This window comes from Pseudomonas sp. Y24-6 (assembly GCF_020295325.1).
Lineage (GTDB): Bacteria > Pseudomonadota > Gammaproteobacteria > Pseudomonadales > Pseudomonadaceae > Aquipseudomonas > Aquipseudomonas gregormendelii.
Genome location: NZ_JACBXG010000006.1, coordinates 110,346 through 129,606, shown reverse-complemented (window position 1 = coordinate 129,606; position 19,261 = coordinate 110,346). Strand labels below are relative to the sequence as shown.

Here is a 19,261-nt window from a genome sequence, read left to right as displayed (position 1 = left end):
ACAAAAAAGCCGTCAGGACGACGGCTTGTCTGATGTTGGCTGTTGAACTCAGCGCCGGGTCAGCATGACGCCGGATTCCATGTGATGGGTCCATGGGAACTGGTCGAACATTGCGCAACGGGTGATGCGGTGCGTGTCATGCAACTGGGCGATGTTGGCTGCCAGGGTTTCCGGGTTGCAGGAAATGTACAGAATGTTGTCGAAACGCCGGGTCAGTTCGCAGGTGTCCGGGTCCATCCCGGCGCGCGGCGGGTCGACGAAGACGCTGCCAAATTCGTAACTCTTGAGGTCAATGCCTTGCAGGCGACGGAATGGCCGCACTTCGTTCAAGGCTTCGGTCAGCTCTTCGGCAGACAGGCGCACCAGGGTGACGTTATCCACCGCGTTTTCGCTGAGATTGCTCAGGGCTGCATTGACTGAAGACTTGCTGATTTCGGTCGCCAGTGCCTTGCGCACGCGGGTCGCGAGCGGCAGGGTGAAGTTGCCGTTGCCGCAATACAGCTCGAGCAAATCGTCCGGGCGATCGCCCAGGGATTCATACGCCCAGTTGAGCATCTTCTGGTTCACGGTGCCGTTGGGCTGGGTGAATGCGCCTTCGGGCTGGCGGTAGCTGAAGGTGCGACCGCCCACTTCGAGCTTCTCCACCACGTAATCGCGACCGATAACTTCGCGCTTACCCTTTGAGCGGCCAATCACACTGACATTCAGGTCGGCTGCCAACTTCGACGCAGCAACGTGCCAGTGCTCGTCCAGCGGACGGTGGTAACACAGGGTGACCATTGCGTCGCCGGCCAGGGTGGTCAAAAACTCCACCTGGAACAACTTGTTACTCAAGGGCGCGCTCGCTTGCCAGGCGGCCTTGAGTTGCGGCATCAGTTGATTGATCCGCAGGCTGGCGATCGGAAAGGCTTCGATCAGGATCGGCGTGCGTTTGTCTTCCGGGGAGAACATGGCGTAATGACGTTCGCCACCTTCGCGCCACAAGCGAAATTCGGCACGCAGCCGGAAGTTTTGCAGCGGCGAGTCGAACACCGTCGGTTCGGGTGCATCGAACGGGGCCAGCAGGTCACGCAGGCGTGTGACCTTGTCTTCGAGCTGAGCGGCGTAGGCCTGGGAATCAAAAGTCATGCGTTGAACCAACCCAACTTGATCACGAACAGAATCGACAGAATCACCAGCGCCGGATTGAGCTCACGGGCGCGGCCGGACAGCAACTTGATCGCGGTCCAGGAGATGAAACCGAAGGCGATGCCGTTGGCGATGGAATAAGTGAACGGCATGGCCAGGGTGGTCACCACGACCGGTGCCGCTACGGTGATGTCGTCCCAGTCTATTTCGGCCAGGCCGGAAGTCATCAGGACTGCGACGAACAGCAGTGCCGGAGCGGTTGCGAACGCCGGAACGCTGGCGGCCAGTGGCGAGAAGAACAGCGCCAGCAGGAACAGGATCGCCACCACCACGGCCGTCAGGCCAGTACGGCCACCAGCACTCACACCGGCTGCGGATTCGATGTAGCTGGTGGTCGTCGAGGTGCCCAGCAGCGAACCGGCCATGGCCGCAGTGCTGTCGGCGATGAGCGCACGGCCCATCTTCGGCATGTGGCCGTCCTTGCCCATCAGGCCGGCGCGCTTGGCGACGCCGATCAGGGTGCCGGAGTTGTCGAACAGATCGACGAACAGGAAGGCGAAAATAACGCTGACCAGACCGATGTCCAGCGCGCCTTTGATATCCAGTTGCAGGAAGGTTGGTGCCAGGGATGGCGGCATCGACATCACGCCACCAAAGGGCGTGAACCCCAGGGCAATGGAGGCGATGGTGACCACCAGGATACCGATCAGCACCGCACCACGGATTTTCAGCGCTTCGAGGGCGACGATCAGGGCAAAGCCCAGGGTCGCGAGAATCGGTGCCGGCTGCTTCAGGTCGCCAAGGCCGACCATGGTCGCCGGGTTGCTAACCACGATGCCGGCGTTATGCAGGGCAATCAACGCCAGGAACAGGCCGATGCCGGCTGCAATAGCCGAACGCAGTGGCAACGGGATGCTGTTGATGATCCATTCGCGGATGCGAAAGATCGACAGCAGGAAGAACAGCACTGCCGAGATGAATACCGCGCCCAACGCCACTTGCCAGGTGTGGCCCATGTGCAGCACGACGGTGTAGGTGAAGAAGGCATTCAGGCCCATGCCTGGTGCCAGTGCGATCGGGTAGTTGGCGATCAGGCCCATCACGGTGGAGCCGATGGCTGCTGCCAGGCAGGTCGCGACGAACACCGCGCCCTTGTCCATGCCGGTCTCGCCGAGAATGCTCGGGTTGACGAACAGGATGTAGGCCATGGCCAGGAAGGTCGTGATGCCCGCAAGAATCTCGGTCCGCACGTTGGTGTTGTGTGCCTTGAGTTGAAACAGCCTTTCCAGCATGTCTGCTCCCCGTGGCGCGCCGGGCGCCGTGAATGTATCGACCTCAACAGCAAAGCACAGACCGTGAAAGGGGCCGTTAATTTTCTGTGGGTCGGAAAAAGCCGCGCATCATACCAGCAGCGTGGGGCTGTGGCTGCTTATGGCTGCGATCGTCGTCGATGTTTTGCGTTCAGGCCAAGTGCGCCATACTGCGTACTGGCATTCGGGGCAACATGGGACATGCATGAACAGGCGTCTGGTTGGGGTATTTGCGATGGTCATCGCCTCTTTGGCGGGGGGGCAGGCGGTGTGGGCTGCATCGGCACCGGCGCTGAGCCAGGTCAAAGTGGTCAAGGTCGAGTCGCCGGCCTGTGGCTTTGAAGACATCACGCCTGGCCAGGAACAGACCCGCTGTAATCACAGCGGGCCGGGCATCAAGGTGTATGTGCTGGAAGTCGGCTACGGACGCGCGGCGCGGGTCGGTCTGGACGGGTTCGATCTCAACGGTACCCGTACGCCGGTCTGTGCCTTTGATAACGGCAACCTGACAGAATGCACCGTCGGCAGGAAAACCGTCGGCTACCTCTACGTCTTCGATCTGGCGGGCAAGCAGGAGGGAACGTTCACCTTCAGCAATACCTCAATCAACGCGCCGGGCAATACGCTGGCGACGCAGCTTTACATCAAGTAACCGCCCGCCCAGACAACAGGCGCGAAAGCTGACTACGCTCTAAAGATCATTCAGTGGATGTCGCCCATGACCTTTAGAGCCCTGATTACCCTCGCCGAGGGCATCGATGATCTGCAAGCAGTGACGTTGGTCGATGTACTGCGCCGCGCCAAGGTGGAAGTGGTAGTGGCCAGTATCGAAGGCCGGCGCATGTTGACCTGTGCCCGTGGTACCCGCTTGACCGCCGATGCCATGCTGGTGGATTTGCTCGCGCAACCCTTCGACCTCATCGCACTGCCCGGCGGTGCGGTGGGCGCGCAGCATCTGGCAGCCCATCAACCCCTGCAACAACTGATCAAGGATCAGGCGGCCGCCGGTCGCCTGTTCGCCGCGATTGCCGAGTCTCCGGCGCTGGCGCTGCAAAACGCGGGGGTGTTGCGTCAGCGCCGTATGACTTGCCTGCCCTCAGCCAGCCATCAATTGTCGGGCTGCAATTTTGTCGATCAGCCGGTGGTGGTCGACGGTAACTGCATCACCGCCCAGGGGTCGAGCGCGGCGCTGGCATTTGCCCTGGCCCTGGTGGAACAGCTCTGTGGCAAGGCCATACGCACGGCGGTGGCGGCACAATTGCTGGTCTGACACCGCGGATCAATCCCCTTGAACGCTGTTCGCCACGCGAAGTCGTACCCCTTATGACGGCGGTTTGCCAAAACGCCGCGACTAGACGACCAATCGTGAGGTGTACATGAGCGCAACCAATGACGACGCCACGCCAGCGTCATATGCCCGCCATCCACTGGGTTTGACGCTCAATGGCCGGGCGCGTCAGCTTGAGGTCCTGCCCTGGACCACCTTGCTGGATCTGCTGCGGGAACAACTGGACCTGACCGGCACGAAGAAAGGCTGTGACCACGGCCAATGCGGTGCCTGCACCGTGTTGCTCAACGGCAAGCGGGTGAATGCCTGCCTGACGTTGGCGGTGATGTGCGACGGTGCCGAGTTGACCACTATCGAAGGCCTTGCCGAGGGTGAACAGTTGCATCCGATGCAACAGGCGTTCATCAAGCACGATGCCTTCCAGTGCGGGTATTGCACGCCAGGGCAGATCTGCTCTGCCGTCGGGCTGGCCAACGAAGGACGGGCCAACAGCCAGGCAGACATCAAGGAGTTGATGAGTGGCAACCTGTGCCGCTGCGGTGCCTACAGTAATATTCGCGATGCCATCGAAGAGGCGCTTCCTGCCTGCCGCGCCAACGCCGGGCAAGGGGGTGGCCAATGAATCCCTTTCAGTACAGCAAGCCTGAATCGGTGCAGGACGCGGTGCATCTGGCCGGTCCCGCATCCCGCTTCATTGCCGGCGGCACCAACCTGCTGGACCTGATGAAGGAAAACGTCACTCGTCCCGAGCACCTGATCGACATCACCGGCCTGCCACTGCGCGAAGTGCGCGAAACTGCTGGAGGCGGGCTGATGATTGGCGCGCTGGTCAGCAATGCCGACCTGGCCTGGCACCCGTTGATCGAACAACGTTACCCGCTGTTGTCCCAGGCGATACTGGCCGGCGCATCGCCGCAGTTGCGCAACATGGCCAGCACGGGTGGCAACCTGCTGCAGCGCACGCGCTGTTATTACTTCTACGACGCCAGCGTGCCATGCAACAAGCGCGACCCCGGCAGCGGCTGTCCGGCGCGGGACGGGTTGAACCGTATCCATGCGATCTTCGGTGCCAGTGCCCAGTGCGTCGCTACTCACCCGTCAGATATGTGCGTGGCATTGGCGGCACTGGAAGCCGTGGTGCATGTGCAGGGTCGTGGCGGGCCGCGCACGATCGAATTTGCCGACTTCCACCGCCTGCCAGGCGATGCGCCCGAGCGCGACAATCAACTGGCCGACGATGAATTGATCACGAGCATTGAACTGCCTGCCACCGGATTCGCCGACTGCAGCCATTACCTCAAGATTCGCGATCGCGCCTCCTATGCTTTTGCCCTGGTTTCGGTGGCCGCTGCGCTGGAGCTGGACGGGCCGGTCATTCGTCAGGCACGCCTGGTGCTGGGCGGCGTGGCGCACAAGCCGTGGCGCGACAAGTCAGTGGAAAACGCCCTGGTGGGCAAGACCGTCAGCCGCGAAACCTTCACCGCTGCCGCCGATACGCTGCTGCGAAACGCCGAGCCGCTTGAGCACAACGCTTTCAAAGTCAAACTGGCGCGTCGGGCGATTGTCCGTGCGCTGAGCGACGCCGCGCTGGGAGGGCAAGCCTGATGAATACGTTCACTCAACCGATGGGCCAGCCGCTGGATCGTGTCGATGGCCACCTCAAAGTCACCGGCCAGGCGCGGTATGCCGGGGAGTTTCCCGAGCAGGGCCTGCTGCATGGCAGCGTGGTCTCGAGCCCTGTCGCTTGCGGGCGCGTGCTGACGATTGATGCCTCGGCAGCCCTGGCATTGCCCGGCGTCGTTGCCGTGATCGATCATACGAACCGCCCGCAAATAGCCAGCTATGACAAAGATTATGAGGACGCTGACTCTGCCGAAGGCTCACCGTTTCGTCCGCTCTACAACGACCAAATCCTCTACAGCGGCCAGCCGCTCGCGCTGGTGATAGCCGACAATCTGGAGCTGGCGCGACATGCCGGTTCGCTGGTGCGGATCGAATATGAAAGCGCGGGCCATCAAACCGATCTGCTGTCGATGCAGGGTGAAGCTCATCCTGCGCCCGCCGAGTTGCCCAAGCCCCGCGGGAATTTCCAGGCGGAGTTCGCCGGTGCGGCTCTGAGTCTCGACCTGCACTACAGCACGCCGATAGAGCATCACAACCCGATGGAGCCGCACGCCAGTACCGTGCTCTATCAGGCCGATGGCACCCTGCACATTCACGACAAGACCCAGGGGCCGCAGAACTGTCAGTCCTATGTACAAAAAGTCTTTGGCCTGGACAAAGAGCAGGTGCGGATTTTCGCCGCCTTTGTCGGTGGTGCCTTCGGTTCCGGCTTGCGTCCGCAATACCAATTGCCACTGGCTGTGATGGCCGCGCTCAAACTCAAGCGTTCGGTACGCGTGACCCTGACTCGCCAGCAGATGTTCACCTTTGGCTACCGGCCTCGCACCTTGCAGCGCCTGCAACTGGGTGCTGCGGCTAACGGCCGTTTGCTGGCAGTCGGGCACACGGCGATCGGCCAGACCTCGCGCTTTGAAGACTTCACCGAGCACGTAGTGGAGTGGAGCGGCATGCTTTATCACTGCGACAACGTGCAGCTGACTTACAAGCTGGTGCCACTGGATGTCTTCACGCCGCTGGACATGCGCGCCCCAGGCGCGGCACTCGGCTTGATCGGCCTGGAGTGCGCCATGGACGAGCTGGCCTGCGCGCTGGCGATCGACCCGGTACAGCTGCGGTTGATCAACTATGCAGAGCGCAACCAGAACGAAGATAAGCCGTACTCGAGCAAGGAGCTACGGGCCTGCTACGAGCAGGGTGCCGAACGCTTCGGCTGGAACCAGCGCAACCCCGAACCGCGCAGCATGCGTCACGATCGGCAACTGGTCGGCTGGGGCATGGCTGGGGGTGTCTGGGAAGCCATGCAACAGAAAGCCAGCGCCAAGGCCAGTATCGACCAGAACGGCAAGCTGACTGTCAGCAGCGCAACCACTGACATCGGCACCGGGACCTACACCGTCATGACCCAGATCGCCGCCCAGGCCTCAGGTGTGGCGGTGCAGGACGTCACCTTTGTACTCGGTGACTCGTCATTGCCCACCGCGCCACTGCAGGGCGGCTCCTTTACCGTGTCCTCGGTCGGCACAGCGGTCCAGCAGGCGTGCGCTGCATTGCAGGAAAAACTGCTGGCGGTTGCCCGGCAGACCCATCCGGCATTCGCTGCCGTCACTTCGGAACAGGCCGTGTTCGAAGCCGGGCAGTTGCGTTGTGGGGACTCGCACACGTCCCTGGCCGAGCTGGTGCGCAGCAGCGGCGAAGCGACTCTGGAGGTCCAGGTGGATGCCGAGCCGGACAAGAAGCGCGAAGCGTACGCTACGGCCACGCATTCGGCGGTGTTCGTCGAAGTACTGGTCGATGAAGACCTGGGGACCGTGAAGGTCAATCGCGTGGTCAGTGCCATCGCCGCCGGCCGGGTGGTGAACCCGAAAATGGCCCGCAGCCAGATCCTCGGCGGCGTGGTCTGGGGGATCGGCATGGCGCTGCACGAGGAAACCCAGACTGATCATGCATTGGGTCGGCACATGAACCACAGCCTCGCCGAATACCACATTCCGGTGAATGCCGACATCGGTGACATCGACGTACTGTTCGTTGAAGAGCACGACGAGATCGTCAATGCCCTGGGTTCCAAGGGCGTGGGGGAAATCGGCATTGTGGGTGTCGCGGCAGCGGTGGCCAACGCGATTTACCATGCCACGGGCAAAAGGGTGCGGGACTTTCCCATCACCCTCGACAAGCTGCTCTAAACCCTGGCCTCTTGCGCCGGTACATGCATGCGGTCGCGGTTGGCCAGGGTCGGGAACAGTTTGATCCAGACCCCGGTCACCACCAGCGTGCCGATTCCGCCCATGACCACGGCGGGAACGGTGCCGAACCAGTGAGCCGTGAGGCCGGATTCGAACTCGCCCAACTGATTCGAAGCGCCGATGAACAATCCGTTCACGGCGCTCACCCGGCCCCGCATTTCGTCAGGGGTTTCAAGTTGTACGAAGGACGCGCGGATGACCATGCTGATCATGTCCGCTGCGCCGAGCACCACCAGTACAGCCAGGGAAAACCAGAATGACGTCGACAGGCCGAAGGCTATGGTGGCGACGCCAAACACGCCCACCGCCGTGAACATCACCCGGCCAACCTGGCGATCCACGGAAAACCGTGCGAGCCACAGCGACATCAGCAGCGCGCCGACCGCCGGCGCAGAGCGCAACAGGCCCAGGCCCCAGGGCCCGGTCAGCAGGATGTCCTTGGCAAATACCGGTAGCAGGGCGGTCGCACCTCCAAGCAGCACGGCAAACAGATCCAGGGAAATCGCCCCGAGTATGTCCGGTCGACTGCGAATGAAACGAATACCCGCCAACAACGAGTCGAGGGTCGCCTTGCCCTTGTTCAGTGGAGTCTGCCGGGCCGGCAGGTTGAGCATCAGGGCGCAGGCAATGATGTACAGGACGACCGTGGGGCCATAGACCCAGACGCTGCCGAACGCATACAGCAAGCCGCCCAGCGCGGGAGCGACGATGGTTGCCGATTGCTGCGCCGACTGGGCGGCGGCCACCGCGCGGGGAAACAGCGCGCTGGGCACGATGCTTGGCAGCAGCGCCTGGGTCGTGGGCATCTCGAAGGAGCGGGCGGCGCCCAGCAGGAACGCCAGGATGAAGATCATTTCCCGGGTGACATGCCCGGTCGCACTGCTGATCGCCAGCGCCAGGGCGATCATCGCCTGCAACGACTGACAGATTGCGGCCACCTTGCGTCGGTCGTAGCGATCGGCGACGTGCCCGGTGTGCAACATGAACAGCACCCGCGGGGCAAACTCCACCAGGCCCACGAGGCCGAGGTCAAGTACGTTGCCGGTGAGCTGGTAGAGATTCCAGCCGATGGCCACGGTCAGCATCTGGAAGCCGCTGGCGGTGAAGATCCGGGCCAGCCAGAACGCGATGAACGGGCGATGGTGACGTAACAGCAAGGGCGGTTGGCTGGGCATATGGCGGCGGATCTTGAACGGGGATAACGTCGAGACTACCACCAACCTGTAACCAGAAGTTGCAGGCCCGGAAAAATTAGTTAGCTAGACACCAATCCCTCAGGCAGTCCCATTCATGTGGGGGCGAGCCTGCTCGCGATGACTGTGTGTCAGTAGAAGACAAAGTGCCCTGGCTAACCGCTATCGCGAGCAGGCTCACTCCCACACACGAATGTGTTACGGCAGATTGCCATGCCTGTGAGGCAACCTGTCACGCGGCAAAAGACCACACCGGTTACCTGCAAAAATGGGACTACTCTTTCAATCATGCTTGATCCAGATCAAAACCTTTCGTGGAGATGATCCGGCGGCCAATTGGCCAGACTCCCTACGTGTGATGCAGGTAAAAAAAGAACGAATTTGAATTCGCCACACTCCATATCCGTGGGGGCAGTGGGTGCAGGCCGCAGGCCTTCAGCCGGAATTACCTGACAGAGGAAGACTTATGTTCGGTTTGGAGGCGCTTGATCTCGCCCGAATTCAGTTCGCGTTCACCATTTCATTCCACATCCTGTTCCCGGCCATCACCATCGGCCTGGCGAGTTACCTGGCGGTGCTTGAAGGCTTGTGGCTGAAAACCAAAAACGACACTTACCGCGATCTGTACCACTTCTGGTCGAAGATCTTTGCCGTCAACTTCGGTATGGGCGTGGTCTCCGGGCTGGTCATGGCTTATCAGTTCGGCACCAACTGGAGTCGTTTCTCGGACTTCGCCGGTGCCGTGACGGGCCCGTTGCTGACGTACGAAGTGCTCACCGCCTTCTTTCTGGAAGCCGGCTTCCTCGGGGTCATGCTGTTCGGCTGGAACAAGGTCGGACGCAACCTGCACTTCTTTTCAACGGTGATGGTGGCCATCGGCACGCTGATCTCAACATTCTGGATCCTCGCATCCAACAGCTGGATGCAGACCCCCCAGGGCTTTGAAATCATCAACGGCCAGGTGATTCCCACTGACTGGTTTGCGGTCATCTTCAACCCGTCTTTCCCGTACCGCCTGATGCACATGGCAACGGCAGCGTTCGTCGCGACGGCGTTTTTCGTAGGTTCCTCGGCTGCCTGGCACTTGCTGCGGGGCAAGGACAACCCGGCCATTCGCACCATGCTGTCGATGGCCATGTGGATGGCGTTGATCGTTGCGCCCATCCAGGCCGTGATCGGCGATTTCCATGGCCTGAATACGCTCAAGCACCAGCCGGCGAAAATTGCGGCAATTGAAGGTCACTGGGAAAACCATGGCGATGAGCCGACCCCGCTGATCCTGTTCGGCTGGCCGGACATGAAAGCTGAAAAAACCAAATATGCGGTCGAGATTCCGTATCTGGGCAGCCTGATCCTCACCCATTCGCTGGACAAACAGGTCCCGGCGCTCAAGGATTTTCCGCCTGAAGACCGGCCCAATTCAACCATCGTGTTCTGGTCGTTCCGGATCATGGTTGGCCTGGGTTTCCTGATGATCTTCACCGGTTTGTGGAGCCTGTGGCTGCGCAAGCGCGACAGGCTGTACACCTCGCGTCCGTTCCTCTATTTGGCACTGTGGATGGGGCCTTCGGGTCTGGTCGCGATCCTTGCAGGATGGTTCACCACGGAAATCGGCCGCCAGCCTTGGGTGGTCTACGGATTGATGCGCACGGCGGATGCTTCCTCAAACCACAGTTTCATGCAGATGAGCATTACCCTGATCATGTTCGTCGTGGTGTATTTCGCCCTGTTCGGTGCCGGCCTTGGCTACATGATGCGCCTGGTGCGCAAAGGGCCGAAGATCGACGAAGGCAAGGAAACCAATGACGGTGGTCCTGGCAAGCAGCGCACCCCGGCACGTCCGCTGTCGGCAGCTGACGACAGTGCCGACAACGACCACAGCCTGACCAAGGAGATTTGAGTCATGGGTATTGATCTTCCGCTGATCTGGGCCGTGATCATCATCTTCGGCATCATGATGTACGTGGTCATGGACGGGTTTGACCTGGGAATCGGCATTCTCTTCCCCTTTATCCCGGGCAAGACCGACCGCGATGTCATGATGAACACCGTTGCACCGGTCTGGGACGGCAACGAAACATGGCTGGTCCTTGGCGGGGCCGCCTTGTTCGGCGCCTTTCCGCTGGCGTACTCTGTGGTGTTGTCGGCGCTGTACCTGCCGCTGATGTTCATGTTGATCGGCCTGATCTTCCGCGGCGTGGCGTTCGAGTTTCGCTTCAAGGCCAAGGATGACAAGCGCCACCTGTGGGACAAGGCGTTCATCGGCGGTTCGGTGGCGGCCACATTCTTCCAGGGGGTGGCACTCGGCGCGTTCATTGACGGGTTACCGGTGGTTAACCGGCAATTCGCCGGTGGCTCGCTGGACTGGCTGACTCCGTTCACCCTGTTCTGTGGCGCCGCACTGGTCGTGGCTTATGCTTTGCTCGGTTGCACCTGGCTGATCATGAAGACCGAAGGCAAGTTGCAGGAGCAGATGCATAACCTCGCGCGCCCCTTGGCTTTCGTGCTGCTGGCGGTGATCGGTATCGTCAGTATCTGGACGCCGCTGGCGCATCCGGAAATTGCCTCGCGCTGGTTCACGTTGCCAAACCTGTTCTGGTTCCTGCCGGTGCCGATCCTGGTACTGGTGACGATGTACGGACTGATTCGTGCCGTGGCGCGCAATGCCAACTACATGCCCTTCCTGCTGACGCTGGTCCTGATTTTCCTGGGCTACAGCGGTCTTGGGATCAGCCTGTGGCCGAACATCGTGCCACCGTCGATCTCGATCTGGGACGCTGCCGCACCGCCGCAGAGCCAGGGCTTCATGCTGGTGGGTACGCTGTTCATTATCCCGTTCATCCTGGGGTACACCTTCTGGAGCTATTACGTGTTCCGCGGCAAGGTCACCCACGAGGATGGCTATCACTAGCAGCAGTTGCAAAGACTACTGCAGAGCTTGATGCACAGCCTGTGGGAGCAAAGCTTGCTCGCGATGGCGTCGACACGCCATCAACCTTGAATAGGAGGGTAGAAGTTCATGGCCAGTAAACGCTCGTTGCAGGAAATCGAGGCCGCAGAGAAGAAACCACTGTGGCAACGCCTTGGCTGGCTGGCAATGATCTGGGTCGGCAGCGTCGGCGCATTGTTCATCGTCGCCAGCCTGATGCGCATGTTCATGAACGCAGCAGGCCTGAGCACGCATTGAGATGGGCGGATAAAAAAACCTCCTGGAAGGGAGGTTTTTTTCGTCTGGATTATTTTCGCGCTTTGAGAATCACGAACTTCGGCGTCGCCGCCACCTGTTCGACGCCGCGGAACAGCCGCGCCAGTTTGCTGTGATAGCCCAGGTGACGGTTGCCCACGATGTACAGCGCACCACCGACCACCAGCGCTTCACGGGCCTGTTGGAACATGCGCCAGGCGAGGAAGTCGCCGACGACTTGCTGCTGGTGGAACGGTGGGTTGCACAGCACCACATCCAGCGACTGCGCGGCCTGTTCGGCCAGGCCATCACCGGCGCGCACCTGGACTTCCCGGTCACCTAGCGCTGCGCGCCAGTTTTCGCTCGCCGATTGCACCGCCATGAACGACTCGTCGACCAGCGTGTAGTGCGCCTCAGGGTTCTGCAGCGCGCTGGCGATTGCCAGCACGCCATTGCCGCAGCCAAGGTCCGCGACCCGCGCCCTGCCGAGATTGTTGGGCAAGTGCGCCAGAAAAGCCCGGGTGCCGATGTCCAGGCCTTCGCGGCAGAACACGTTGGCGTGGTTGAGCAACTCGATGGCCGGTGCATCCAGCTGATAACGGGTCGGGTAGGGCGACACCGCCGCAGGCTTGGGTTCGGCAGTGGCGATCAGCAACCGGGCCTTTTTGACCGCCAGCGAGGCCTGTACCGGGCCAATGTAACGTTCGAGCAGATCACCCGCAGCGCGGGGCAGATGCTTGATCATGGCGGCGGCCACCACCTGGGCGCCGGGCGCCAGTTGCCCTTGCAGGCGGATCAGTTGCTCTTCCAGCAGGGCCAGGGTTTTCGGGACCCGGATCAACACCTGATCGAACGGGCCGGCAAAAGACTGATGGGCGGGTACTGTCGGCACCGCATCGAAGGCATGGCCATTGCGGACCAGATTTTTTTCCAGGCCCTGGAATGCCAGGAACGAGTCGCCGCTGCTGGTGACCTGAACGTTACCGGCCAGGCTCGCAGCCAGTGCCCCAAAGCTGTCATTGAGCACCAGAACCCGCGTCTGAGCGGCCGGTTGCAGCTGCGCCAGGTGATTGAGCAGGTACTCGTCGGCGGCATCAAATGCCTGCAGCGGTTCATTCGACTGTTCGGGCTGGCGGATCAGGTCGAGGTGGGCGAAGGGTGTTTCGAGCAAAGGCATGGAGTGTGGCTCTTGTTAATCAACGGGGTTCCCGCCGCCAAGGGCCTGTTGCGGGCTGATCCGGCCGAGTGCACAGCGTCATGCGGGAGGGCATGTCATCACTCAGTAAGGACCGTAAATGGTACTTTTTTTTCTTAAGGATTACTCGCGGCATTTTTCAACGAACAGCTCAAGGCGCGAGAGAACCCGCAGTGCTCCCTGCAATCAGTGTCCCATGACCATGGCCTGCGGGAATTATGTCGGCGCAATCAGGCATTAATTCAAAACGGTTGGTTCTAAACAATTTGGATTGTGCAGGGGAGGTTTAGATGCTGCGTTTAATACGAGCCGTGACTAACGAACTGGTTAAACATTCTGTTGGTGCTCCGTTTAAAGCCATTACCAATCGTCGGTGTTTAATTCTGCGTTTTTGCGGGAAACTGCAAGCCTCTGTTTAATGGAGCGACCCATGACTGCCAGTGCAGAAAAATTTACCCGCCAGACCTTGCTCGACGTTCAGCCCCTGACGCCGAACCTGTTCACCTTGCGCACTACAAGGGATCCCGGGTTCCGCTTTCGCGCGGGCCAGTTTGCTCGCCTGGGCGTCACCAAAGCCGACGGCAGCACGGTGTGGCGTGCGTATTCGATGGTCTCCTCGCCCCATGACGAGTTTCTCGAATTCTTTTCCATCGTGGTGCCCAATGGCGAATTCACCAGCGAGCTGAGCCGCCTGGTCAAAGGAGACTCGCTGCTGATAGATCGCCAGGCATTCGGTTACCTCACACTCGATCGTTTTGTCGACGGCCGTGACCTTTGGTTACTGGCCACCGGTACCGGCGTCGCGCCGTTCCTGTCGATCCTCCAGGACTTTGAAGTGTGGGAGCGGTTCGAACGCATCATCCTGGTCTACAGCGTGCGAGAAGCTGCAGAGCTGGCCTATCAGGAGCTGATCGCCGGGCTGGCGCAGCGAGACTACCTGGCCGAATATGCGCACAAGCTGCAGTTCATCCCCATTGTCACGCGCGAGTCTCACGCGGGTGCCCTGAATGGACGAATCACCACACTGATAGAAAACGGCGACCTGGAGGGCGCGGCGGGGCTGACTCTCACCCCGGAACATTCGAGGGTAATGCTGTGCGGCAACCCGCAAATGATCGATGACACGCGTCAGTTGCTGAAGCGCAGGGACATGCACCTGAGTCTCAGCCGCCGCCCGGGGCAAGTAGCGGTGGAAACCTACTGGTGAGAAAACGGCGCCGAAAAGGCGCCGTTTTTCTGGTTATTCCAGGTTCCGCGGCCGCTCGTTCTGCACCTTCAGGAGGTCACGAATTTCCCCCAGCAACACTTCTTCCTTGGTCGGAACAGGCGGCACGGTCGGGGCAACGGCTTCTTCGCGCTTGAGGCGGTTGATGGCTTTCACACCCATGAAGATCGCGAAGGCGACGATGATGAAGTCGATCACGCTTTGAATGAACTTGCCGTAGGCCAGCATCACGGCGGGGGTGGTTCCCTCTCCAGCCTTCAGGGTGACGGCCAGGTCACTGAAATCAACCCCCCCGATCAACAGGCCGAGCGGCGGCATGATCACGTCGCCAACGAACGACGAAACGATCTTGCCAAAGGCCGCACCGATGATGATGCCGACCGCCATGTCGACCACATTTCCCTTGACCGCGAAGGCCTTGAACTCACTGATCACGCCCATTGGTTGATTCCTTGTACGGATTGGTTGGTAGCCGCAGTGTAATTCAGCAATACGGTTCTTGCTCGAAACGGCTGCTTTAGAGCTTGCCAGCAGTCGACCCGGCCGCCGGCGAAAAGTTTACAAAAACCTCATGATTGTTGGGCGCTCAGCGTGTTTTGGCGAACTACTTTTTCAGTGCGCTACTTCTGAAAGTGCATGTTTGGTTAATGAATTGCCATTTGCTTCATTGACGGTGGTGCTGATGTTTCGAGTATTAACTTGGAGGCGACAGATAGTAACCAGGAGGTCGGGTACAAGTTAATGAGTTGCAGTTGGATGGCAGTTGGGTAACTTATCCAAAGGCAACTAAGGCTCTCCACTGTCCCGTATTGCTGCGCGCTTATCCGTTCCAGCTGCGCTATCATCCCGGTTTTTGCCGGGAGTCAAGATGGCCAAGGCCAAACGCATGTACGGCTGCACCGAGTGCGGCTCAACTTTCCCCAAGTGGGCCGGACAGTGCGGCGAGTGCGGCGCTTGGAACACCCTGACTGAAACCATGGTCGAGAGCGGTGGGGCGGCACCTCCCAGCGGTCGCACCGGCTGGACTGGCCAGCAAGCGCAAATCAAGACGCTGGCCGAAGTCAGCGTTGAAGAAATCCCGCGGTTCTCCACGGCCTCCAGTGAACTCGATCGAGTCCTGGGCGGTGGTCTGGTCGACGGTTCGGTGGTGCTGATTGGCGGTGACCCGGGGATCGGCAAGTCGACCATCCTCCTGCAGACCCTGTGCAATCTGGCCAAGAGCATGCCGGCGCTGTATGTCACCGGTGAGGAATCGCAGCAGCAAGTGGCCATGCGTGCCCGGCGCCTGGGATTGCCCCAGGACCAGCTACGCGTGATGACCGAGACCTGCATCGAAACCATCATCGCCACGGCGCGGGTGGAAAAGCCCAAGGTCATGGTAATCGACTCGATCCAGACGATTTTCACCGAGCAGCTGCAGTCGGCCCCGGGGGGTGTGTCCCAGGTCCGGGAGAGCGCGGCGTTGCTGGTGCGTTATGCCAAGCAGAGCGGGACGGCGATCTTCCTGGTCGGCCACGTCACCAAGGAAGGCGCGCTGGCGGGTCCGCGGGTGCTTGAGCACATGGTCGACACCGTGCTGTATTTCGAGGGCGAGTCCGATGGCCGCCTGCGGCTGTTGCGTGCAGTGAAGAACCGCTTTGGCGCGGTCAATGAACTGGGCGTGTTCGGCATGACGGACAAAGGGCTCAAGGAAGTCTCCAACCCTTCGGCAATTTTTCTCACCCGTGCCCAGGAAGAAGTGCCGGGCAGCGTGGTCATGGCGACGTGGGAAGGCACTCGGCCGATGCTGGTGGAAGTTCAGGCGCTGGTAGACGACAGCCATCTGGCTAACCCGCGCCGTGTGACCCTGGGCCTGGATCAGAACAGGCTCGCAATGTTGCTCGCCGTGCTGCACCGCCATGGTGGCATTCCAACCCACGACCAGGATGTGTTCCTCAACGTGGTAGGCGGCGTGAAAGTGCTGGAAACCGCGTCGGACCTGGCGCTGATGGCGGCGGTGATGTCCAGCTTGCGCAATCGACCCTTGCCCCATGACCTGCTGGTGTTCGGTGAAGTTGGGTTGTCCGGTGAAGTACGTCCGGTGCCCAGCGGTCAGGAACGCTTGAAGGAAGCGGCCAAGCATGGCTTCAAACGCGCCATCGTGCCCAAGGGGAATGCGCCCAAGGAAGCACCGGCAGGCTTGCAGATTATTGCAGTGACGCGGCTGGAGCAGGCGTTGGATGCGTTGTTCGAGTGATTTTTGGCCGTTGGGTCTTCCCGGTGGGACCGTCAGACTTCGATCAGTGCGCCCAGCTCCCGCTCCAGCTCCTGCGGGTCTCCCAGGTTGAACTCGATCAACCGCCGCAGGCGCTCGATGGATTCCAGGCTGATGTGGCGGCAGACAAACCCCAGTTGGCCGCGCTCCTGATGGGTGAGCTGCACATCCATCTTGATCTCGACCTCATCGGTCAGGTGAATTTCGACGAAAAAATCCTGTTGCGCATCACCCAGCCATGGCTCCGGACGCTCGATCAGCAGCCCCTTGAGTGAAAGATCGATCAGCTTTACCGGCCAGATGGACTGCCCTTGGCCCAGCTCGGTTCTGGCATCGAACGCAATACGTGTGAAGCGGCGGCGTTCGGCGGGTTGCTGGCTCATGGCGCGTTCCTCGAAATGTTTGCTGACTATAGACCCGCAGGGTGCGCGGCCGCCAGCAGGGACATGGCTCTAGACCAATGTCGGGGTATGGCCTTTGCTGTCAGGCCAGCTAAACTCGGGGTGGCTGTCTTTCTTGTCCACCCTGGCTGGAATCATAAAATGAAAAATAATAATAGCCTGCTACGCCACATACCCTGGCTGCTGCTGGCGATCGTAGGAGCGTGCGCCCTGGGCGTAGTGGCATTGCGTCGAGGCGAGGCGATCAACGCCTTGTGGATTGTGGTCGCGGCAGTGGCCATCTATCTGGTTGCGTACCGTTACTACAGCCTGTTCATCGCTAACAATGTGATGCAGCTTGACCCGCGACGGGCCACCCCCGCCGTACTCAACAATGACGGTCTGGACTACGTCCCTACCAACAAACACATCCTGTTTGGTCACCACTTCGCGGCCATCGCCGGCGCGGGGCCTTTGGTCGGTCCAGTCCTGGCGGCGCAGATGGGCTATTTGCCCGGTACCCTGTGGCTGATCGCCGGGGTGGTGCTGGCCGGTGCGGTGCAGGACTTCATGATCCTGTTCCTGTCCACCCGTCGTAACGGCCGCTCCCTGGGGGATATGGTCCGTGAAGAGATGGGCCGCATACCGGGAACGATCGCACTGTTCGGCTGCTTCCTGATCATGATCATCATCCTCGCGGTGCTGGCGCTGATCGTGGTCAAGGCCCTGGCCGAGAGCCCTTGGGGCATCTTCACGGTGATGGCGACCATCCCGATTGCGATGTTCATGGGCATCTACATGCGCTACATCCGCCCCGGTCGCATCGGTGAAATTTCCATCATCGGCGTGCTGTTGCTGCTGGGGTCGATCTGGCTCGGCGGGCAGATTGCTGCCGATCCGGTGTGGGCCAAGGCCTTTACCTTCACCGGGATCCAGATCACCTGGATGCTGATTGGTTACGGTTTTGTCGCTGCGGTGCTGCCGGTGTGGCTAATCCTGGCACCCCGTGACTACCTGTCGACCTTCCTGAAAATCGGCACTATCATTGCCCTGGCGATCGGTATCCTGATCACCATGCCGGATCTGAAAATGCCGGCATTGACCCAGTTCATCGATGGCACCGGCCCGGTGTGGAAGGGCGGTCTGTTTCCGTTCCTGTTCATCACCATTGCCTGTGGCGCGGTCTCGGGTTTCCACGCGCTGATCTCTTCCGGTACCACGCCGAAGCTGTTGGCTAATGAAAGCCATGCCCGCTACATCGGTTACGGCGGCATGCTGATGGAATCCTTCGTGGCAATCATGGCGATGGTTGCCGCCTCGGTGATCGAGCCGGGTGTGTACTTCGCCATGAACAGCCCGGCGGCCATCGTCGGTTCGGATGTGGTCACCGTCGCGCAAACCGTCAGCAGCTGGGGTTTTGCGATCACGCCGGAAGCCTTGCAAGCGGTAGCCAAGGACATTGGAGAAACCACCATCCTGGCACGTGCCGGTGGTGCGCCGACCCTCGCGGTGGGTATCGCGCAAATTCTGCACAGTGTGCTGCCAGGTGAGAACACCATGGCGTTCTGGTACCACTTCGCGATCCTCTTCGAGGCGCTGTTCATCCTGACGGCCGTGGATGCCGGTACCCGTGCCGGACGCTTCATGCTGCAGGACCTGCTCGGCTCATTCGTACCGGCGCTGAAACGCACCGAGTCCTGGACCGCCAACCTGATTGCCACCGCCGGCTGTGTGGCGATGTGGGGTTATCTGCTGTACCAGGGCGTGATCGATCCACTGGGCGGCATCAACACCCTGTGGCCGCTGTTCGGTATCTCCAACCAGATGCTGGCGGGTATCGCGCTGATGCTGGCGACGGTCGTGTTGATTAAAATGAAACGTCAGCGCTACATCTGGGTGACCATGCTGCCAGCGGTCTGGCTGCTGATCTGCACCGTGACCGCAGGTTTCATCAAGCTGTTCGATGCCAACCCGGCGATCGGTTTCCTGTCCCTGGCGAAAAAATACAGCGATGCGTTGGCCAACGGCCAGATCCTCGCACCAGCCAAGGACATCAACCAAATGCAGCACGTGATCTACAACGCCTACACCAACGCAACGCTGACGGCATTGTTCCTGTTCGTGGTATTCAGCATCCTGTTCTATGCCATCAAGGTCGGTATCGCCGCCTGGGGTAAAAAGGAACGTACGGATAAAGAAGCGCCATTCCAGGCCCTGCCGGATGCGTAATCGAGGATT

General features: G+C 60.5%; 17 protein-coding genes. 11 read left to right on the top strand and 6 right to left on the bottom strand.

Annotated features, from left to right (window positions below; translation table 11 throughout):
* Positions 1–48 precede the first annotated feature (48 nt).
* Positions 49–1,128 carry a tRNA (uridine(54)-C5)-methyltransferase TrmA gene (gene trmA / locus HYI44_RS13640; RefSeq protein ID WP_122838971.1) on the bottom strand — a complete coding sequence of 360 codons (1,080 nt, stop codon included), beginning with the start codon at positions 1,126–1,128 and terminating at the stop codon, positions 49–51.
* Entirely contained in the window at positions 1,125–2,420 is a 1,296-nt protein-coding gene (locus HYI44_RS13635; RefSeq protein WP_045062040.1) for an NCS2 family permease, read from the bottom strand. Before HYI44_RS13635 ends, trmA begins: the two co-directional genes overlap by 4 nt.
* A 223-nt stretch (positions 2,421–2,643) precedes the next feature.
* Between HYI44_RS13635 and HYI44_RS13630 the strand changes: the two genes are divergently transcribed.
* The 5 genes from HYI44_RS13630 (at position 2,644) to HYI44_RS13610 (ending at position 7,532) form a co-directional block, all read left to right on the top strand.
* Positions 2,644–3,090, top strand: a complete 447-nt coding sequence (locus HYI44_RS13630) for a DUF4879 domain-containing protein (protein WP_122838972.1) — start codon at positions 2,644–2,646, stop codon at positions 3,088–3,090.
* Between the two features lie 66 nt (positions 3,091–3,156).
* A complete protein-coding gene (locus tag HYI44_RS13625) occupies positions 3,157–3,708 on the top strand; it encodes a DJ-1 family glyoxalase III (protein WP_122838973.1) in 552 nt (183 codons plus the stop codon).
* 106 nt (positions 3,709–3,814) lie between these two features.
* Positions 3,815–4,348, top strand: coding sequence for a (2Fe-2S)-binding protein (locus HYI44_RS13620; protein WP_122838974.1), 534 nt, complete (start codon positions 3,815–3,817; stop codon positions 4,346–4,348).
* On the top strand, positions 4,345–5,331 hold the full coding sequence (locus HYI44_RS13615; protein WP_122838975.1) for an FAD binding domain-containing protein: 987 nt from the start codon (positions 4,345–4,347) through the stop codon (positions 5,329–5,331). Before HYI44_RS13620 ends, HYI44_RS13615 begins: the two co-directional genes overlap by 4 nt.
* The gene (locus HYI44_RS13610) at positions 5,331–7,532 is read left to right on the top strand and encodes a xanthine dehydrogenase family protein molybdopterin-binding subunit (RefSeq protein WP_225569613.1); all 2,202 of its coding nucleotides are present in this window, start codon (positions 5,331–5,333) and stop codon (positions 7,530–7,532) included. The genes HYI44_RS13615 and HYI44_RS13610 overlap by 1 nt, the downstream gene beginning before the upstream one ends.
* On the opposite strand, the gene HYI44_RS13605 is transcribed toward HYI44_RS13610, so the two are convergent.
* Positions 7,529–8,767 (bottom strand): MFS transporter, encoded by a 1,239-nt coding sequence (locus HYI44_RS13605; RefSeq protein ID WP_122838977.1) that lies wholly within the window; start codon positions 8,765–8,767, stop codon positions 7,529–7,531. The two genes, HYI44_RS13610 and HYI44_RS13605, sit on opposite strands and share 4 nt — an antisense overlap.
* Before the next feature lie 484 nt (positions 8,768–9,251).
* Here HYI44_RS13605 and HYI44_RS13600 point away from each other — a divergent pair, with 484 nt between their 5' ends.
* From HYI44_RS13600 to HYI44_RS13590, 3 genes are all read left to right on the top strand, one after another.
* Complete coding sequence (locus HYI44_RS13600) at positions 9,252–10,685, top strand: cytochrome ubiquinol oxidase subunit I (RefSeq protein ID WP_122838978.1); 1,434 nt, start codon at positions 9,252–9,254, stop codon at positions 10,683–10,685.
* Positions 10,686–10,688: 3 nt separating this feature from the next.
* The gene (gene cydB / locus HYI44_RS13595) at positions 10,689–11,696 is read left to right on the top strand and encodes a cytochrome d ubiquinol oxidase subunit II (protein WP_122838979.1); all 1,008 of its coding nucleotides are present in this window, start codon (positions 10,689–10,691) and stop codon (positions 11,694–11,696) included.
* A gap of 108 nt (positions 11,697–11,804) precedes the next feature.
* The gene (locus tag HYI44_RS13590; RefSeq protein WP_122838980.1) at positions 11,805–11,972 is read left to right on the top strand and encodes a DUF2474 domain-containing protein; all 168 of its coding nucleotides are present in this window, start codon (positions 11,805–11,807) and stop codon (positions 11,970–11,972) included.
* A 49-nt stretch (positions 11,973–12,021) separates the two neighbouring features.
* Here HYI44_RS13590 and HYI44_RS13585 read toward each other — a convergent pair whose 3' ends face one another.
* Positions 12,022–13,146, bottom strand: coding sequence for a methyltransferase (locus HYI44_RS13585; RefSeq protein ID WP_225569612.1), 1,125 nt, complete (start codon positions 13,144–13,146; stop codon positions 12,022–12,024).
* Between the two features lie 448 nt (positions 13,147–13,594).
* On the opposite strand from HYI44_RS13585, the gene HYI44_RS13580 reads away from it, so the two are divergent.
* Positions 13,595–14,371, top strand: coding sequence for a ferredoxin--NADP reductase (locus HYI44_RS13580; protein ID WP_225569611.1), 777 nt, complete (start codon positions 13,595–13,597; stop codon positions 14,369–14,371).
* Between the two features lie 33 nt (positions 14,372–14,404).
* Here the strand turns inward: HYI44_RS13580 and mscL are convergent, their stop codons facing one another.
* On the bottom strand, positions 14,405–14,830 hold the full coding sequence (gene mscL / locus HYI44_RS13575) for a large-conductance mechanosensitive channel protein MscL (protein WP_045059326.1): 426 nt from the start codon (positions 14,828–14,830) through the stop codon (positions 14,405–14,407).
* 427 nt (positions 14,831–15,257) lie between these two features.
* On the opposite strand from mscL, the gene radA reads away from it, so the two are divergent.
* Positions 15,258–16,625 (top strand): DNA repair protein RadA, encoded by a 1,368-nt coding sequence (gene radA / locus HYI44_RS13570; protein ID WP_045059327.1) that lies wholly within the window; start codon positions 15,258–15,260, stop codon positions 16,623–16,625.
* Positions 16,626–16,657: 32 nt separating this feature from the next.
* On the opposite strand, the gene HYI44_RS13565 is transcribed toward radA, so the two are convergent.
* Positions 16,658–17,026: a PilZ domain-containing protein gene (locus HYI44_RS13565; protein WP_122838983.1), complete on the bottom strand. Its 369-nt coding sequence runs from the start codon at positions 17,024–17,026 to the stop codon at positions 16,658–16,660.
* 159 nt (positions 17,027–17,185) lie between these two features.
* Between HYI44_RS13565 and HYI44_RS13560 the strand changes: the two genes are divergently transcribed.
* Complete coding sequence (locus tag HYI44_RS13560; protein ID WP_122838984.1) at positions 17,186–19,252, top strand: carbon starvation CstA family protein; 2,067 nt, start codon at positions 17,186–17,188, stop codon at positions 19,250–19,252.
* Positions 19,253–19,261 lie beyond the last annotated feature (9 nt).

Excerpts from the sequence above, each read along its gene's own strand:
- trmA (WP_122838971.1), bottom strand. The coding sequence starts at position 1,128 with ATGACTTTTGATTCCCAGGCCTACGCCGCTCAGCTCGAAGACAAGGTC.
- HYI44_RS13635 (WP_045062040.1), bottom strand. The coding sequence starts at position 2,420 with ATGCTGGAAAGGCTGTTTCAACTCAAGGCACACAACACCAACGTGCGG.
- HYI44_RS13630 (WP_122838972.1), top strand. The coding sequence starts at position 2,644 with ATGAACAGGCGTCTGGTTGGGGTATTTGCGATGGTCATCGCCTCTTTG.
- HYI44_RS13625 (WP_122838973.1), top strand. The coding sequence starts at position 3,157 with ATGACCTTTAGAGCCCTGATTACCCTCGCCGAGGGCATCGATGATCTG.
- HYI44_RS13620 (WP_122838974.1), top strand. The coding sequence starts at position 3,815 with ATGAGCGCAACCAATGACGACGCCACGCCAGCGTCATATGCCCGCCAT.
- HYI44_RS13615 (WP_122838975.1), top strand. The coding sequence starts at position 4,345 with ATGAATCCCTTTCAGTACAGCAAGCCTGAATCGGTGCAGGACGCGGTG.
- HYI44_RS13610 (WP_225569613.1), top strand. The coding sequence starts at position 5,331 with ATGAATACGTTCACTCAACCGATGGGCCAGCCGCTGGATCGTGTCGAT.
- HYI44_RS13605 (WP_122838977.1), bottom strand. The coding sequence starts at position 8,767 with ATGCCCAGCCAACCGCCCTTGCTGTTACGTCACCATCGCCCGTTCATC.
- HYI44_RS13600 (WP_122838978.1), top strand. The coding sequence starts at position 9,252 with ATGTTCGGTTTGGAGGCGCTTGATCTCGCCCGAATTCAGTTCGCGTTC.
- cydB (WP_122838979.1), top strand. The coding sequence starts at position 10,689 with ATGGGTATTGATCTTCCGCTGATCTGGGCCGTGATCATCATCTTCGGC.
- HYI44_RS13590 (WP_122838980.1), top strand. The coding sequence starts at position 11,805 with ATGGCCAGTAAACGCTCGTTGCAGGAAATCGAGGCCGCAGAGAAGAAA.
- HYI44_RS13585 (WP_225569612.1), bottom strand. The coding sequence starts at position 13,146 with ATGCCTTTGCTCGAAACACCCTTCGCCCACCTCGACCTGATCCGCCAG.
- HYI44_RS13580 (WP_225569611.1), top strand. The coding sequence starts at position 13,595 with ATGACTGCCAGTGCAGAAAAATTTACCCGCCAGACCTTGCTCGACGTT.
- mscL (WP_045059326.1), bottom strand. The coding sequence starts at position 14,830 with ATGGGCGTGATCAGTGAGTTCAAGGCCTTCGCGGTCAAGGGAAATGTG.
- radA (WP_045059327.1), top strand. The coding sequence starts at position 15,258 with ATGGCCAAGGCCAAACGCATGTACGGCTGCACCGAGTGCGGCTCAACT.
- HYI44_RS13565 (WP_122838983.1), bottom strand. The coding sequence starts at position 17,026 with ATGAGCCAGCAACCCGCCGAACGCCGCCGCTTCACACGTATTGCGTTC.
- HYI44_RS13560 (WP_122838984.1), top strand. The coding sequence starts at position 17,186 with ATGAAAAATAATAATAGCCTGCTACGCCACATACCCTGGCTGCTGCTG.